The 16,953-nt window shown below is 67.1% G+C and carries 13 protein-coding genes; 4 read left to right on the top strand and 9 right to left on the bottom strand.

Annotation, left to right across the window (positions count from 1 at the left end; translation table 11 throughout):
• The first annotated feature begins 267 nt into the window (after nt 1-267).
• Nucleotides 268-2,013, top strand: coding sequence for a BCCT family transporter (locus ACT3HL_RS06505; protein WP_445086004.1), 1,746 nt, complete (start codon nt 268-270; stop codon nt 2,011-2,013).
• An 88-nt stretch (nt 2,014-2,101) separates the two neighbouring features.
• On the opposite strand, the gene ACT3HL_RS06510 is transcribed toward ACT3HL_RS06505, so the two are convergent.
• From ACT3HL_RS06510 to folP, 3 genes are all read right to left on the bottom strand, one after another.
• Nucleotides 2,102-2,341, bottom strand: a complete 240-nt coding sequence (locus tag ACT3HL_RS06510; RefSeq protein ID WP_445086005.1) for a hypothetical protein — start codon at nt 2,339-2,341, stop codon at nt 2,102-2,104.
• An 80-nt stretch (nt 2,342-2,421) separates the two neighbouring features.
• Nucleotides 2,422-3,045 (bottom strand): hypothetical protein, encoded by a 624-nt coding sequence (locus tag ACT3HL_RS06515; protein ID WP_445086006.1) that lies wholly within the window; start codon nt 3,043-3,045, stop codon nt 2,422-2,424.
• A 50-nt stretch (nt 3,046-3,095) separates the two neighbouring features.
• A complete protein-coding gene (folP, locus tag ACT3HL_RS06520) occupies nt 3,096-5,576 on the bottom strand; it encodes a dihydropteroate synthase (protein ID WP_445086007.1) in 2,481 nt (826 codons plus the stop codon).
• Nucleotides 5,577-5,937: 361 nt separating this feature from the next.
• Here folP and ACT3HL_RS06525 point away from each other — a divergent pair, with 361 nt between their 5' ends.
• Entirely contained in the window at nt 5,938-7,662 is a 1,725-nt protein-coding gene (locus ACT3HL_RS06525) for a formate--tetrahydrofolate ligase (protein WP_445086008.1), read from the top strand.
• A gap of 60 nt (nt 7,663-7,722) precedes the next feature.
• On the opposite strand, the gene ACT3HL_RS06530 is transcribed toward ACT3HL_RS06525, so the two are convergent.
• On the bottom strand, nt 7,723-8,304 hold the full coding sequence (locus ACT3HL_RS06530; RefSeq protein WP_445086009.1) for a hypothetical protein: 582 nt from the start codon (nt 8,302-8,304) through the stop codon (nt 7,723-7,725).
• A 300-nt stretch (nt 8,305-8,604) separates the two neighbouring features.
• On the opposite strand from ACT3HL_RS06530, the gene fdhF reads away from it, so the two are divergent.
• Nucleotides 8,605-10,716 (top strand): formate dehydrogenase subunit alpha, encoded by a 2,112-nt coding sequence (fdhF, locus tag ACT3HL_RS06535; protein ID WP_445086010.1) that lies wholly within the window; start codon nt 8,605-8,607, stop codon nt 10,714-10,716.
• Nucleotides 10,717-10,832: 116 nt separating this feature from the next.
• On the opposite strand, the gene ACT3HL_RS06540 is transcribed toward fdhF, so the two are convergent.
• The 5 genes from ACT3HL_RS06540 to ACT3HL_RS06560 all read right to left on the bottom strand — a co-directional run bounded on the left by ACT3HL_RS06540 (nt 10,833) and on the right by ACT3HL_RS06560 (nt 15,440).
• Nucleotides 10,833-11,882, bottom strand: a complete 1,050-nt coding sequence (locus ACT3HL_RS06540) for a PAS domain S-box protein (RefSeq protein ID WP_445086011.1) — start codon at nt 11,880-11,882, stop codon at nt 10,833-10,835.
• A 246-nt stretch (nt 11,883-12,128) separates the two neighbouring features.
• Nucleotides 12,129-12,434: a DUF5789 family protein gene (locus ACT3HL_RS06545; RefSeq protein ID WP_445086012.1), complete on the bottom strand. Its 306-nt coding sequence runs from the start codon at nt 12,432-12,434 to the stop codon at nt 12,129-12,131.
• 203 nt (nt 12,435-12,637) lie between these two features.
• Nucleotides 12,638-14,467, bottom strand: coding sequence for an aldehyde ferredoxin oxidoreductase C-terminal domain-containing protein (locus ACT3HL_RS06550; protein WP_445086013.1), 1,830 nt, complete (start codon nt 14,465-14,467; stop codon nt 12,638-12,640).
• A 68-nt stretch (nt 14,468-14,535) separates the two neighbouring features.
• Nucleotides 14,536-14,916 carry a Rid family detoxifying hydrolase gene (locus ACT3HL_RS06555; RefSeq protein ID WP_445086014.1) on the bottom strand — a complete coding sequence of 127 codons (381 nt, stop codon included), beginning with the start codon at nt 14,914-14,916 and terminating at the stop codon, nt 14,536-14,538.
• A gap of 113 nt (nt 14,917-15,029) precedes the next feature.
• Nucleotides 15,030-15,440 carry an EamA family transporter gene (locus tag ACT3HL_RS06560; protein ID WP_445086015.1) on the bottom strand — a complete coding sequence of 137 codons (411 nt, stop codon included), beginning with the start codon at nt 15,438-15,440 and terminating at the stop codon, nt 15,030-15,032.
• A gap of 144 nt (nt 15,441-15,584) precedes the next feature.
• Between ACT3HL_RS06560 and ACT3HL_RS06565 the strand changes: the two genes are divergently transcribed.
• Entirely contained in the window at nt 15,585-16,952 is a 1,368-nt protein-coding gene (locus tag ACT3HL_RS06565) for an NAD-binding protein (protein ID WP_445086016.1), read from the top strand.
• Nucleotide 16,953 lies beyond the last annotated feature (1 nt).

Below are 16,953 nucleotides of genomic sequence, written 5' to 3' on the forward strand. Positions count from 1 at the left end.
GTCTCAGTCCCTAATCGGTGAATATTGCCCAAGTTTTATTATATCTCAACGATTGATAGTGTACGAGGTTGTGTAACACTCCCCTTGGGAGTAGCCCAACCGACGGCGCCCGACGGTGGGTCGGCCACTGTCAGCACAGTCCGATAACGAGCTGAGCGGGGAACACAGACCGATGCAGCGGGGAACAGGAACGTACCGTGACACTCGATTCGGAGAAACCTATGATCACGCACGAACGTAGCAGACTCGACACGGCGGAGGTACCGTATGTCAGATAGCGACACGACCGGCGAGATGTCCGACGGGCTCCAAGTGGAGCTGTTCCATCCGGAGTCCGATCGCGAGCCGGGCGACACCAACATTCAACGGTTCGGGTTCGACATCCACCCGATCGTCTTCCCGGTCGCACTGCTTTTGATCGCGGTGTTCATCGCCGTCACGATCCTCCTCGGAGACCAAGCAGCGGAGGCGTATTCGGCGGTCCGTGGCTTCTTCGAGGGCAACTTCGGCTGGTTCTACCTGCTCGCGGTGAACATCTTCATCGTGACGATACTGTATTTCGCCCTCGGCAAGTTCGGGACGATCCGGATCGGGGGCGTCGAGGCGGAAAAGGAATTCAGTGACTTCGCGTGGATGGCGATGCTGTTCAGCGCCGGGATGGGTATCGGCCTGATGTTCTTCAGCGTCTCCGAGCCGCTGTATTACGTCTCGAACGTGCCGGGGTTCTTCGGCGCCGAGGCGGGGACGGGGGCAGCGGGCGTCGCGGCGATGACGCAGACGTTCTTCCACTGGGGCTTCCACCCGTGGGCCATCTACGGGCTCGTCGGCCTCGGCCTGGCGTTCTTCTCGTTCAACCGCGGACTCCCGCTGACGTTCCGTTCGATCTTCTGGCCGCTGCTCGGCGAGCGGATCTACGGCTGGCCGGGTCACGTCATCGACCTCGTGACGGTGTTCGCGACGCTGTTCGGCCTCGCGACCTCGCTCGGCCTCGGTGTCGCGCAGGTCAACACCGGTCTCTCGTACGTCCTCGGCGATATGCTGGGACTCGTGAGCATCCCGACCGGGACGATGCCGCAGGTGGCGCTGATCGCCGGCATCACCGCCATCGCGACGCTGTCGGTCGCGGCCGGGTTGGAGGGCGGCGTCAAGCGTCTGAGCACGATAAACCTCTATTTGATGCTCATCCTGCTCGGATTCCTCCTCATCGTCGGCCCCACGCTCTACATCTTCGGCGCGTGGGTCGAGGGACTCGGCGCGTACTTCGGAAACCTCCTCTCGCTGTCGTTCTTCACCGGGACGCTCGGTGAGGGGGCGGCAACCGTCGGCGCGTGGACGGTGTTCTACTGGGCGTGGTGGATCGCGTGGTCGCCCTTCGTCGGGATGTTCATCGCGCGTATCTCGAAGGGCCGTACGGTCCGCGAGTTCGTGATGGGCGTGCTGTTCCTCCCGTCGCTGTTCTCGACGCTCTGGCTCGCCGCCTTCGGCGGCAGCGCGCTGCAGAACACGCTCGTCGGTAACGGCGCGGTCCTCGCGACCTACAACGACGTCGGCCAGACGGTCGCGATGTTCGCGATGCTGGAGCAGTTCCCGCTGGGAGCCATCTCCGGGCTGCTCGCGACGCTTCTGGTGATCACCTTCTTCGTCACGTCCTCGGACTCGGGCTCGCTGGTCATCGACCACCTGACCTCCGGCGGCAAGCACGACGTGCCGAAGGCCCAGCGCATCTTCTGGGCGGTCACCGAGGGCGCGGTCGCCGCCGTGCTGCTCATCGGCGGCGGTCTCGGCGCGCTGCAGACGGCTGCGATCGCGACCGGGTTCCCGTTCGCGATCATACTGGTCCTGATGTGCTACACGGTGTATCAGGGGCTCCAGAACGAACACGAGATCCTATCCTCAGAGCAGTTCGCAGAGCGCATCCAAGACCTCACTGATCAGGACGAAATCGATGTGGTCACTTCGGGCAGAGAGACCGTCACGGAGGTCAGAGGCGGCGAAACGGAGGGCAGCGACTGACGGCGAACCGCCTCTTACTCGGCTCCGCTTTTCTCCGGCCGCCTCCGGTCACAGTCGTGTTCTGTTCGGTGGCGGCTCTTTCGCCCGCTCAATAGTATTTCCACTCGTCCTCGTCGTCGCCGTCTCCGCGCCGCCGTTCGACCCCGTTTTCCTCGACGTCCGTCTCGTCGGGCCACCGGATGCCGTCGCCGGTGAGGCTCTGGTACGCGAACGCGCCGAGCGCGAGGAGGAACACGAACAAAAGCAGCGTGCCGGCGAGCGTCACGAGGTCCCCGAGCGTATCGAAGGGGAGCTGCAAGACGCCGACCGGGAGGTGGACTGGGACCATACGCGAGGATACGCACCGGATCCCTATCATACGGTCGGTCTGAGAGACTCAATCGGATCGTATCGCTCCAACGGACCGTCTCAGTGTTCGTCGACCCGCCGTTCGGCGGCGTCGGCGTGGATCCACCGCCTGACCGGCCCGCCGATTCCGACGGCCGCGATGCCGAACCACACGGCAACCCCGGCGACGAGCGGGAGCACCAGCACCGCGATGGCACCGACCAGCCCGACGCCGAGAAGTCCCACCCACGGATCGCCGAACCCCGTCAATTCGGCGAGCCACGCCCCCACGACGACGTAGCCGACCCCGGCGAGCGCGAGCAGCCCGCCGCCGAGGACGGCGGCGCCGAGAACCGTGAGCGCCGGTGCGCCGACGCCCAGCCTGAACAGCTGTGTGTAGCCGTACGCGATGAGGAAACTGACGAGACCGTACGCGAGCATGCCGTAGACCGCAGACAGCGGCAGGCTCGCCGTCGACGCGTCGACCGCGGCCGGAAGCCGACCGCCGTACCGGTAGATCACCGCCCCGCCGAAAACCGTGCTGGCGAGAAACGCACCCAGCGCTTTGATCGGCGCCGGGAGATCGAGCACGGCCGACGGGTCGACCGTTTGCAGCGGCAGCGACGCCAGCAGCGGTACCGGCGCGTGGAGAGCGGGACTGACACCTGTGAGTTGGACGGCCGAGAGCACGGCCGGTGCTTGCACACCGGGGTGTGAAAGTGTACCGGCGAACCCGGTCCCGTCGAAGGGGGCCGCTACGGCTCGCGGTCGACGCGGCCGACGGCGGTGCGAACGACCGCGGCGTTCTCGGCCACGTCGTGGACGCGGACGACGGCCGCGCCGCGGTCCGCGGCGATCGCCGTCCCCGCCAGCGTCGGACTCAGCCGTCCGTCGTCCGCCGCGTCGACGGCGCTGAACATCGACTTCCGGGAGTGGCCGATCAGGACGGGACAGCCGAGCGCGGTGAACTCGTGCGCGCGGTCGATCAGCTCGAACGACTCGGCGGGGGATTTGCCGAACCCGCAGCCGGGATCGACGACGATCCGGTGGCGGGGGATGCCCGCTCGCTCGGCTCGGATGAGCTGCTCAGAGAGCTCGGTCATCACGTCCTCGACGACGTCGTCGTAGACGGGATCGCTGTTCGGGTCGACGGGCACGGAGACGCTGTGCATCAGCACGAGCGAGGCGCCGTGGTCGGCCACGACGAAGGGCATCGCCGGGTCCGCGAGCCCGGAAACGTCGTTGACGATGTCGGCGCCGGCCTCGAGGGCCGCGTCGGCGACGGCCGCCTTCCGGGTGTCGATCGAGATCGGGACGCCGAGGTCGTCGATCGCCTCGATCACCGGGACCACGCGGTCGATCTCGTCGTCGGCCGAGACCGGCTCTGCGCCGGGGCGGGTGCTCTCGCCGCCGACGTCGATGATGTCGGCGCCGGCGTCGACCATCGCCGCCGCCCGTTCGAGCGCGGCCTCGGACGCCGCGTACTCGCCGCCGTCGTGGAAGCTGTCCGGCGTGACGTTGAGAATGCCCATCACCGCCGTCCCGTCGTCGACGACTGGCCCGAGTCCCGCCTCGCGCGGCGGGTCGACGGGGTCCAGTTGGTCCCGGAGCTGCGTCGCGACGCGGCGCAGCCCTCTTCCCTCCGAGGCAAGGTCGTCCGCGAGCGACCGGAGCTGTTCGGTCGTCCCCGCGAGCACCGTCGCGACCAGCTTCTCCGGGCTCCCGGCGGTCGAGCGCCGGCACTGTCCGCCGCGTTCCGCGAGGAGTTCCGCGACGCGCTCGGCCTGCCCCGGCCGGAGGTAGGTGCGGAAGAACCGCCGGTCGACGGCCTCCACGCCGCGGCCGCCGTCGTGAGTCGCCGGCCGATCCGCCGATCCCGCGGCCGCGACGTCGGCCGACGACTCCTCGAACGCCGCGCCGACGAAGGACGCCCTCGTGTGCGACGCGCGCGTCCTGGCGGTCGGGACGAGGCGTCGCGTCCAGCGGTCACGCGCCTCCGCGACGGCGTACAGCGAGCCGGTCACGAGGACGAAATCGTCCGGGCCGGCCGATTCGACGGCGCGTTCCGTGGCCTCCGGGACCGACGGAACCGCCTGCGTGGCGTCGGCGTAGTCACCGAGCGCCGACGCCAGCGTGTCGGCGTCGACGGCCCGATCGAGCTCCGGTCGCGTCGCGTACGCCGTCGCGATCGGCGGCAGCGAGGCGAGCATCTCGTCGTAGTCCTTGTCCGACATCGCCGCGAAGACGAGGTGGAGGTCCTCGTACTCGTACCGCCCGAGGAGGTCCGACAGCGTCGCCGTCGCGCCGGGGTTGTGCGAGCCGTCGAGGACGGTCATCGGCTCGGTCGACATGATCTCGAATCGGCCGGGCCACGTCACCGCGCGGAGCCCGTCGGCGATGGTCTGGGGGTCGACGTCGACGACCTGGCGCGCGAGCGTCGCCGCGACGCCGGCGTTCGTCGCCTGATGCGCGCCGAGAAGCGGCAGCTTCGTCTCCACGGCCCAGTCGGGGCCGGTGATCGAAACCTCGCTCTCGACCGTGGAGTGCATCCCCGACTCGACCGCGACGACGTCGGGCGCGCCCTCGCCGGGACCGACGGCGATCACGTCCGTCACCTCGCGGATCGCGGCCAGCGCCGGGCCGTCCGCCCCCGTCACCAGCGGACCGTTCCGCGGGGCGACCTGCGCTTTGTCCCGAGCGATCTCCTCGACGGTATCGCCGAGGAGCTCCGTGTGTTCGAGACTCACGCTCGTGACCGCACTGGCGACCGGGTCGACGGCGCTCGTCGCGTCGTAGCGGCCGCCGATCCCGACCTCGAGCACCGCCACGTCGACGTCCATCTCGCTGAAGTGCCGGAGCGCGGTCGCCGTGAGGACCTCGAAGTGCGTCGGCTCGTCGTCGTCCTCGCGGAGACGGTCGATACAGGGCGTGAGCTCCTCGGCGTACTGCGCGATCTGCGATTTCGCCACGGGTCGACCGTCGACGCGCACCTGCTCGCGGAAGTCGTTGAGGCCGGGCGACGTGAAGAGGCCGACGCTCAGATCCGCCCGCCGGAGCACGCTCTCGAGCATCCGCGCCGTGCTCCCCTTGCCGTTCGAGCCGGCGATCTGGACGCAGTCGACGTCGAGGTGGGGATCGCCGAAGTGCGAGAGCATCCGCGCCGTCGTCTCGATACCGAGCTTCGGCCGACGCTGCTGAAACGAGGTGAGATAGTCGGCGGCCTCGTGGTACTTCATACCACGTATCGGCGGCGGTCGACTGATTAACCTATCGCAGCGGAGCGACGAGAAACCATCGGATATTCGAAACGATATGGTTGAAGGAAGGAACCGAATATTTCGGAACAAGATCAGCACTCGTCGGCACTGACCGGATCGAGGCAGAACCGACGGAGATGATCCTATTTCCGATATCAGCCCGGAAATACGTGGATATACCGCCCGGTATGCGGACTGTTTTCACTCCGAATACACCGAGAATAGTCCGAGCATTTCGGATCAAATATCACACCGGTGAACCGGCCCGAAACACGTCTTCTATCGCATCTTTCACTTTTTTCCGATACGCTTACGTGGTCCCCGCGGGACACCGACAGGTATGACGTCTTCAGACGAGAGCGGCGGGTTCCCGACGGACTACGAGATCGCGCAGTCGGCGGAGAAAGAACACGTCGTCGACGTGCTCGACTCGTGGGGGATCGGCGCGGACGACGTCGAACTGTACGGCGACTACAAGGCGAAACTGTCTCACGACGCCGTTGGCCGACTCCGCGACAACGCCGAGAACAACGAGGGCAACCTCGTGCTCGTAACGGGGATGACGCCGACGCCGATGGGCGAGGGCAAGACCGTGACCACGGTCGGTCTCGGTCAGACCCTCAACCACGTCGGCGAGGACGCGATGATCGCGATCCGCGAACCGTCGCTGGGGCCGGTCTTCGGCGTCAAGGGCGGCGCGGCCGGCGGCGGCTACTCGCAGGTGCTGCCGATGGAGGACATCAACCTCCACTTCACCGGCGACCTGCACGCGCTCACGTCGGCGCACAACCTCATCGCCGCGATGCTCGATGCGAAGATCTCCCAGAGCGACGAGTTCGACGTCGACATCAACGACGTGGCGTGGCCGCGAGCGATGGACATGAACGAGCGGGCGCTCCGCGACATCGTCATCGGTCTCGGCGGCAAGTCCGGCGGAACGCCCCGCGAGAGCCGGTTTCTGCTCACCGCGGCCTCCGAGCTGATGGCCGTGCTCTGTCTGGCCGAGGACCTCGCGGACCTCAAAGAGCGCATCGCGCGCATCATCGTCGCCTACGGAGAAGACGGCGAGGTGATTACCGTCGACGACATCGACGCGACCGGCCCGGCGACGATGCTCCTGAAGGACGCGATCAAGCCGAACCTCGTCCAGACCATCGAGGGCACGCCCGCGTTCGTCCACGGCGGCCCGTTCGCGAACATCGCCCACGGGACGAACTCGCTGATCGCCGACAAGACCGCGTTCGGGATGGGCGATTACCTCGTCACCGAGGCCGGCTTCGGCTCCGACCTCGGCGCGGAGAAGTTCATGAATATCGTCTGTCGGCTGGGCGATATGACGCCGAACGCGGTCGTGCTCGTCTCGACGGTCCGCGCGCTCAAGTACCACGGAATGGGGATGTGGCCGGCGGACCTCGACGCCGTGAAGGAGGCGGGCGTCGACGAGCTCGAGGCCGGCTTCGCGAACCTCGACAAGCACGTCAGGAACCTCCAGAAGTTCGGCGTCCCGGTCGTCGTCGCGCTCAACCGCTTCCCCGACGACTCCGACGAGGAGGTCCAGGCCGTCCTCGATCACTGCCGCGAGGACCTCGGCGTGCGCATCGCCGAGTCGAACGTCTTCGCCGAGGGCAGCGAGGGCGGCGTCGACCTCGCCGAGCACGTCATCGAGGCCGTCGAGGCGGGCGACGAGGACGACTTCGATCACCTCTACCCGGACGAGGCGTCGATCAAAGAGAAGATCGAGACGGTCGCCACGGAGGTCTACGGCGCCGACGGCGTCAACTACACCGGCAGCGTCGAGGACGACATCGAGCGGATGGAGGAGCTCGGATTCGACGACATGCCGGTCTGCCTCTCGAAGACGTTCCACTCGCTGAGCGACGATCCGAGCAAGAAGGGCGCGCCGACGGGATGGGAGCTCGAAGTCCGCGATCTGTACCCCTCCGCGGGCGCGGGCTTCCTCGTCGCACTCACCGGTGACGTGCTGGACATGCCCGGCCTGCCGGCCGTGCCCGCCGCCGCCGGGATGGACATCGACGCGGACGGCAACATCAGCGGCCTGTTCTGAGGTCAGTCGGTCGCGGCCCACTTCGGACCGACAGCCCGCTCTCGCTGTTTCGTTTCTCGATTACCGCGTGTCGCCGGCGAGCACCCAGAGCGCCCGATAGAGGTCCCAGAGGCTGCACCCACAGCGATCGGCGATCGAGCGGTAGCGTTCGAGATAGCGCTCGTACGTCGCGACCGTCGGCGGGTTCGGGTAGGGCGCGTCGAGGTCTTCGATGCCGTCGAACGCTCCGGCCTCGCGGAGCGCCGACCACTGGCGCTCGTCGACGACGACGTACCGCTCGGGATCGATGAACTGACAGAACGCCGACCCGACCTCCACGCCGACGCCGGACAGCGCCGTCAGATGCGAGAGCATCTCCGCGGCATCGTCCGCCTCGACGGCGGCCGAGATGGCGTCGTGTACCGCCTCGTAGTCGTTTTCGTCGTACGCGGCCTCGAGTTCGCGACGGTCGGCGTTCGGCATCGCACCGAGGAAGCGGCGGCCGTACCACTGGACGACCCACTCCGGGTCGCGCCAGCCGTAGTCCCCGCTCGCGAACAGCTTCGGGAGCAGTTCTACGTGTTCGGCTTCCACCGCCGACAGCGGCTGCACGTCGGGGTATTCGCTGATCCGGTCCTCGACGACCGCTGCGGTCAGCTCCATACCGAACGAAGTGGGTCAGTCGCCTCAACGCTTTCGTCCCGGTTCGTATCTCCCAACTGTTATTTTCGCCGCGGTCGGGCGATCGGTTACGCGAGCATTCCACAGCTTGTCAGAGAGGCAATATATCCGCCGCAACCCCTACGGCCGAATTGGGGGGTCAACGAATCGATCCGATCGTACGAAACCGGACGTTTCGAGCGCCGATCCGGTTCTCTCGGTATCCGGTGTGTGAGAAAGATTCATACTCGTGGCCGGGGTGGTTTACAAACGAGATGACCCATCACGCGGAGGCGCGAATTTATGTCGAGTGACGAACAAGATCCGGTGAAGACGATCTGTCCGTACTGTGGCGTCGGCTGCGGGATCCAGGTTCAGCCGGGCGAGGAGCCGGGGGATATGCGATTCATGCCCTGGGGCGACGCGCCTGTCAACGACGGCCGCGTCTGCATCAAGGGCGGCGCCGCGACGCAGGTCGTCGACCACGAGGACCGCCTGACGGACCCGCTCATCAAAGAGGACGGGGAGTTCCGCGAGGCCACGTGGGAGGAGGCCTACGAGCGGATCGTCGCCGAGATGGAGGAGATCCGCGAGGAGCACGGCCCCGACGCGATGGGCTTTTTCGGCTCCTCGAAGACGATGAACGAGGAGAACTACCTCCTCCAGAAGCTCGCTCGCCGGTACGGCACCAACAACGTCGACAACTGCACCCGGATGTGCCACGCCTCGACGGTCTGGGCGCTCCGGACGAGTCTCGGCGCGGGCGCGATGACCAACAGCATGGAGGACTTACAGGAGGAGGCCGACGTGCTGTGGATTCAGGGCGCGAACCCGGCCGAACAGCACCCCATCGCCAACAGCAACTACTTCCGGCAGGCCGTCCTCGACGGCGCGACCGTCATCCAAGTCGACCCCCACGCGAACAAGACGACGAGTTCCTTCGACATCGACGAGACGGACCGCCACCAGCACCTCCAGCTCAAACCCGGCACCGACATCCCGCTTTTGAACATCGTCCTCAAGACGGTGCTGGAGAACGACTGGGTCGACGAGGAGTTCGTCGAAGCGCGCACGGAGGGCATCGAGCACCTCCGGGAGACGCTCGAGGACTTCGACAAGGAGGCCGCCGCCGAGGAGTGCGGCGTCCCCCTCGAGGACATCGAACTCGCCGCGGAGAAGTACGCCACCGCCGACAACGCCGCCATCTTCACCGGAATGGGGATGAGCCAGCACACCTGCGGCGTGGACAACGTCCAAAACGAGATCAACCTCGCGCTCGCCACCGGTAACCTCGGTCGCCCCGGCACGGGCGTCAACCCGCTGCGCGGCCAGAACAACGTGCAGGGGACCTCAGACGTCGGCGCGATGCCGAACGTCCTGCCCGGCTACCAGCTCGTCGACGACGACGAGGCGCGCGAGAGCGTCGAGGCGGTCTGGGGCTTCGAGATCCCCGACGAGCCCGGGCTCACGAACGTCGAGATCACCCACAGCATCGGCGAGCAGATCCGGGGGATGTACGTGATGGGAGAGAACCCGGTGATGTCCGAGCCCAACGCCAACCACGTCGCCGACCTACTCGAGGAGTTGGGCTTCCTCGTCGTCCAGGACATCTTCATGACCGAGACCGCGGAGTACGCCGACGTCGTCCTGCCGGCGACGACGTGGGCCGAGCGCGGCGGCACCGTGACCAACACCGACCGGCGCGTCCAGCGGATGCGCGGGGTCCAGAAGGTCCACGAGAACACGAAGCACGACCTCGAGATCCTCTGTGAGGTCGGGACGCGGCTCTTCGACGAGGGCTTCTCCTTCGACACCCCAGAGGAGGTCTTCGAGGAGCTCCGGCAGGTCTGTCCGAGCTACCACGGGATGACTTACGACGCGCTGGGCGAGGAGGGCATCCACTGGCCCTGCTACGAGCCGGGTGACGAGGGCGATCAGTACCTCTATGCGGACGGCTTCGAAACCGAGAGCGGACTCGGCCACATCGAGGGCGTCACCCACCAGGAGCCCAAGGAGGTCCCCGACGACGAGTACCCGCTCGTGCTGACGACCGCGCGGCTCGAAGAGCACTACAACACCGGCACGATGAGCCGCCGTTCGCCGCGGCTCAACAAGCAGTACCCGGAGAACTTCGTCGACGTTCACCCGAACGACGCCGAGCGCTACGGCATCGAGGACGGCGAGGAGATCACCGTCACGTCCCGACGCGGCGAGATCACCGTCGAGGCGCACGTCACAGAGGACATCAAAGAGGGCGTCATCTGGACGACGCCGCACTTCGCGGCCGCCTCCGCGAACCGCCTCACGAACGACGTGCTCGACGACCGGGCGAAGATCCCCGAGTACAAGGCCGCCGCCGCCGAGATCGAAGTCAGCGTCGAAGGCTCCGACGCCGACGCGCCCGCGGACGACTGATCGTCGAGGAGCCGACGCCCCGACTCGCCACTCCCGTCTCCGCTAAGCGTGTGGGCCTGTTTGTTAGACCGGCAATTGGCGGATTTCACAGGGATGTAAGGAGGAAGCCCGCGACTTCAGTCGTGGGTCGATGACTGGATCTCGACGCCGCTGAACTCGAATCGCGCCCCACCGGATTCACTGTCAGTCAGCGTGACGTCCCACTCGTGTGCTTCAGCGAGCCGCTGCACGATGGCCAATCCGATCCCGGTTCCATCGGGGTCGGTCGAGTGTCCCGGCTCAAAAACCGCCTCCCGTTCGGTTTCAGGAATGCCTGGCCCGTCATCTTCGATGTATATCGCATCCTCGTCTGCCCGACCGACACGGACGGTAACGTCTTCGCCGCCGTGTTCGATGGCGTTCCGAAGCAGGTTCTCGCAGATGTGCCGTATCCGGTCTGGATCCGCACGGACCGTGACTTCCTCCTCAATCTCCAATGTGGCCGCGGAGGTGTCGACCACCTCCCAGCAGCTGCCAATCGCACTCACGACGTCGACCGGCTCCATATCCCCCACGCGGTCCCCGCTGCGTGCGAGCGTCAAGGTATCGTCAATGATCTCTCCCATCCGCTCCAATGCGGTCTGCAGCGGATCGAGATGTTCGATTTCGCACTTCTCTTCGAGGAGCGCGGCTCGGCCTTGAGCGACGTTCAACGGGTTCCGAAGATCGTGTGCGACGACGCTGGAAAACTCCTCGAGTCGCTCGTTCTGTCGCTGGAGCTCACGCTGCCGACGGAGCCGCTCCGAGACGTCCCGGAATACGCCATGGAAGAGCGGCCGGTCGCCTGCCTCGTCTTCGATACTCCACGCATTGATCTCGACGGGAATCCGATCCCCATCAGCGGTGACCGCGAACACGGGTGAGCCATCCTCGAATTGGGATATGACGGCCGGTTGCTGCTCAAAATGCGTCTCGAAGAGCTGTCCGTACCGTCCGCGTTCGTCGGCGGGATGCAGGGCAAGCACGTTCATCGAGCGTAACTCCTCTTGTGTGTAGCCGAAGAACGCTTCTGCGGCTTGGTTCACCGCTACGATCGCTCCCGTTTCGGGGTCAGCGATCACGATCACATCCGGTGAACTCTGTATCAACCCCCGGAGATCAGTGCCTTCGATTGCATCAGGGGCCATTGGATGATTGCTCTTGGGTACTATGAGGCTAAAAAGTTGTATTCGACCCCGCCGAACCGCGTACCGCTCAATATGAATGACCACCGAACGGCCGTTTCATACCCAAAGTAGCGTTTGCAATCGATTACGCATCAGACCGCACACTGGCGTGCAATCGAGTGTCTGAAGGCGTGCAAACGCTACTATGTGTAGCCATATGGGCGGAGCTGTTTCCCGGTGCTACGAGCGAAACGACGCGGAGGACGCTCAGAAGGACACGTCGGTTTCGTCCGTGGGCTCCGGTCCCTCGTCCCCGTGCGTTCCACCCCGATCGTCGTAGAATTTGCGCCCGATGTACTCGTCGCTCACGTTGCCGATGATGGTCGTGAACAACTCGTCGGCCGAGGCGTACGTGTCCTGTCCCACGGGGCCGATGATCGTCGAGATCGTCTCGGTCTCTTGGGCGTCCGGTGCCTCGATTTCGATCGGTCCGATCCGGTCGATAACGAGCGGTTGGTCGATCGGATACGTGAGTTCCGTTTCGAGGAACTCCGGGAGCTCATCAATTTCCATAATTAATTATCTACTTTTTTCCGGATAACCCTGACGGTCGTCACGGTGAGGGCGGAGGACCCACCCGCGAGAGGCGGTCCCGTGTGGGACTCGGCTGCGAAACCGGCCGGGTGTCCGGCGTCACAGAGGGAGTCTCGCACCCGTTCTGTATGCTCACCGAACGGGGCGGTGAGACCCTCTGCGGTCGCAGGATGATCCCTATATCAGTCGTCGCCGTGAGCCACCGCCCCGCGCGCGACGGGCGTGTCGTCGTCGACGACGTCGAGGAGGTCCAGCCGATCGAGGAGCGCGCGCGTCGGAATCCCCTCGGGGCTCCACCCCCGAGCCGCGTAATACCTCCGTCGGAGCCCGTCGAACCACTCGGGATCGATCGCTCGGCCCCCGGCGGCGCCGTCCTCGAGCGGGCGCGCGAACGCCGCCGGGAGTGACTCGTCGGCGGCGTCGAAGCCCTCGCGGACGTTGAACAGGCGCGTCAGCGTCCACGTCCGCTCGCCGACGCGGAGCAGGTCGGCGGGGTCGGTCGGGCCGGGGAACTCGACCGCCGAGAGCCACTCCGCGCCGAGGTCGTCCTCGAGGACGGCCCCGGCGAAGTCGTCTGCGATCAGACTCCAGAGGGCGGCGGTGATCGTCTGATCGCGGATCACGAGGCGGACCCTGTCGGCGTCGTCCCACTCTTCACCGGCGAACACCTCGGTCTCGGTCGGGAGCGACCGCCGGTGGCACGCGCCGCGGTCGCTGGTCGCGTAGGCGAGCGCGGTCGTCGGCGAGCCGCGGGGGTCGTAGGCCGGCACCTCCATCGACTTGATCGTGGGCACGAGGTCCGCCCCGCCGAGGTTGTCGGCGGCCGCCTCGACGCCGTCGGCGAGGGCGGCGGCGACCCCCGACTCGCGCACGGCGATCGCCTCGATGAGCGCGCGTGCGGCGTCGGCGTCGCCGAACTCGGGGAGAGCGTCGAACCCGCCGCCGAGCTCGGCGTCGAGAACGCCCGCCTCCGCGGCGCGTATCGCCCACGCGACCGCGTTGCCGGCGCTGATTACGTCGATGCCGAGCCGGTCACAGGTCGATCCCAGCGCGGCGACGGCGTCGAAGTCGTCAATCGCGAGGCCGGCACCGAGCGACATCGGCGTCGCCCCGCGCGGGACCGACTCGCCCGCGCTCGTCTCGACGCGGAACCCGCCGGGGACGTCGCTGTCGTCGCCGCGCTCGCGCTCGACGGCCGCGCCGCGGACGGCCTCGATGCCGATCTCCTCGGCGCCGTCGAAGGAGCCCTCCCGCCAGCCGCGCGTCGAGAGGACGCCCACCTCGTCGGCGAAGTCGACGGTCTCCAGCGTCGCGCTGGCGGCGTGCCACCGCCCCACGTCAGTCTCCCGGTAGCGCCGTTCGGACGCCGCTTTGAGCGCGGCGACGCTCGGATCGAGGTCCGGCGGCCGACCGCGGGCGACAACCGCTTTCAGCCGCTTTGCGCCCATCACCGCGCCGGCGCCGCCCCGCCCGGCGTGGTGGTCGCCGCCGTCGGAGGCGATGGTGGCGTACCGGACCGCGTTCTCGCCGGCGGGGCCGACGCAGGCGACGGCACCGTCGAAGGCGTCGCACGTCTCGACCACGTCGCGGCCCCACACGTCCGCCGCCGGCGTCAGCGTCGCGGCGCCCTCGTCGAGTTCGAGGACCACGGGCTCGTCGGCGCGGCCGGTGACCGCGACGCCCAGCGCGCCGTCGAGCGCGCCGACGAGCGCGGACGCGAAGGAGCCGCCGCTGTAGGAATCCAGAAAGGTCCCCGTCAACGGCGAGCGGGTGATCGCCGCGAACTGCGGTTCGCCGGGGAGGAGCCCGCTCAGTGGACCGAGCATAAACAGCAGGTAGTTCGCCGGCCCCAGCGGGTCGGTCCCGGGATCGAGCCGCTCGTAGAGGTACCGCGCGCCGAGGCCCTTCCCGCCCACGTACTCGGCCAGCCACCGGTCCGGAATCGGCTCGCGTTCGACTGTCCCCGCGCTCAGGTCGACGCGCAGGAACTTGGTGGGGGCCGAGTCAGTCATTGGATTCAGATAGCGGCCGAAGACTCATTAAGCGTTTGTTAGCGGTGCTCAGGGAACGTGGGGACCCCTCACTCGACCGTCGCGATGGCCTCGATCTCGACGGCGGCCCCCTTCGGGACCGCGCCGGCACCGACGGCGCTTCGCGCGGGCGGTTCCTCCTCGAAGAACTCGCTGTAGGCCTCGTTGAACTCCTCGAAGTCGTCGATGTCGTCGAGGAAGACGGTCGTCTTCAGTACGTCGGACAGCGAGAGCCCCTCCGAGGCGAGGATGGCCTCGACGTTGCGGAGACACTGCCGTGTTTGTGCTGCGACCGGCTCGTCGTCGAGGAGCTCCCCGTCCGGGGTGAGCGGGAGCTGTCCGGCGGTGATGAGGAGGTCGCCGTTCGTGGTCGCCTGGCTGTACGCGCCGACCGCGGCGGGGGCGTCGTCGGTGCTGATGGTTCGCTTCATACGCGATGGAATTCTCGGGGGACGTCATAAAACGCGGCGGAAAGCGGGGCGCCCCCCACAACGTGACACCGAAAATTCACTTTGTGCCGCCTCGCTTGGGCTCGCGAGCCCGGTCACTGATTGATCACGACGATCGCGACCAACGCGAGGCCGATGCCGGCGGCTTTCTGCAGCGACAGCGGCTCGCCGAGCGCGGCGACGCTGATCACCGCCGCGGTGACGAAGTACATCCCACCGATCGTCGAGACGACCGCGGTGGAGCCGACAGTGACCCCGACGAACGTCGAGATGACCCCGATCGCGGCCGCGACGCCGGCAATCGCCGAGTAGAACAGCCCGCGGTTCGTGACCGCGAACGACGCGTCCGAGACGACGACGTAGAGCCCGGTGACCACCGTCGCGGTCAGATACGAGGCGAACGCCGCGGTCTCCGGATCGATGCTGTTCGAGGCGACGTCGCCGAAGGTGATCCAGAACCCCCACGCGAGCATCGTCCCCACGCCGAACAGGATCGCCGGGTTCACGGGGCGTCCCCCCGCGACCGCCGCGATCGACTTCGCGACATAAGCGCTGATACGGCCGGCGGGATTTTCAGACTAGCGCCGACCGGGCGTCGAGAGGCCCGCCCGACAATACAGTTTTTACCTCCGATCCGAAAATCACTGTTAGTGGTTGACTCACACGATAGTTCGGGAGGGACCGACGACCGGCCGTTCGAGGAGGTGTTCTATCCGACGGACCGGATCGCGTTGGTCGAGTGGCGGGAGTTCTCCGGCGCGCGGCCGACGGTCGCGTTGACGGCCCTGGTCACGGTCCTCGCGTTCGTCACCGGGCTGTCGAACCTCAGCCAGTCGCAGGTCGCCTTAGACGGACCGCTCGCGACCGTGCTGCCGATGGCTCGGGCGTTCGTCAGGTTCGCGGGCGTGCTGTTCGCGTTCCCGTTGGGAGTCGTCACGGTCGGCCTGCAACGGCGAAAGCGGATCGCGTGGCTGGCCGCGATGGTGCTGATCCCGGGGCTCGTCCTCCTGCCGCTCTCGACCGGCAACGCGACGGAGATTCCGCTCTTGTTGGTCGTGCTCGCGACTGTCCCGCTCCTCGTTCGGAACCGGGCGGACTTCGCGGAGACGCTCGACCTCTCGGCGTTGCAGACGGCGGCGCTGACGGCGATCGTCGGTGTCGGTCTCTACGGAACCGTCGGGGCCTACGGTCTCAGAGAGCAGTTTCTTGAGCTCAACACGTGGGGGGACGCCTTCTACTACGTCGTCGTCACCATCGCGACGGTCGGGTACGGCGACATCACCCCGCTGACGACGGAGGCGAAACTGTTCTCGCTGTCGGTGATCCTCCTCGGGACCGGCGCGTTCACCGTCGCGGTGGGGGCGCTCATCGGCCCGGCGATCGAGTCCCGGATGGCGGCGGCCTTCGGAACCATGACTGCATCAGAGCTATCACTCCTCGAGGACCATGTGGTGGTCCTCGGACACGGCGACGTGACCGAATCGTTCCTCGACCGCTTCGGCGACGAGACGGACCTCGTCGTCGTCACGCCGGACGCCGACGTCGCGTCGCGGCTGACCGACGCGGGCGTCGAGGTACTGACAGACGACCCCGCGGACGAGGCGGCCCTCGACGACGTCCGACTGGACGCCGCGCGCGCCGTCGCCGTCGCCGGAGACGACGACGCCCAGAACGTGCTCGCGGTGCTCGCCGCGCGGAGCGTCCACCCCGACGTTCGGATCGTCGCCGTCGCCAACGAGGAGACGCACGTGGACAAACTGCGCGCGGTCGGCGCCGACGAGGTCATCGACCTGCGGGCGATCGGCGGTCGGCGCCTCGGCGAGTCGGTGTTCGAGCGGGAGCCGGCCGGCGGCGACGAGGGCGTCGGCGCCCACGCGGCGGGCCCCGACACCGACTCACCGACCGACACAGACGTGACCGAAACCGACTCCCCGACCGACGCCGATGTGACCGAAACCGACCCCGCGACCGACGCAGACGGGGCCGAGAACGACCCCCCGACCGACGCGAGGGGATAAC

Source organism: Halobellus sp. GM3 (assembly GCF_052545375.1).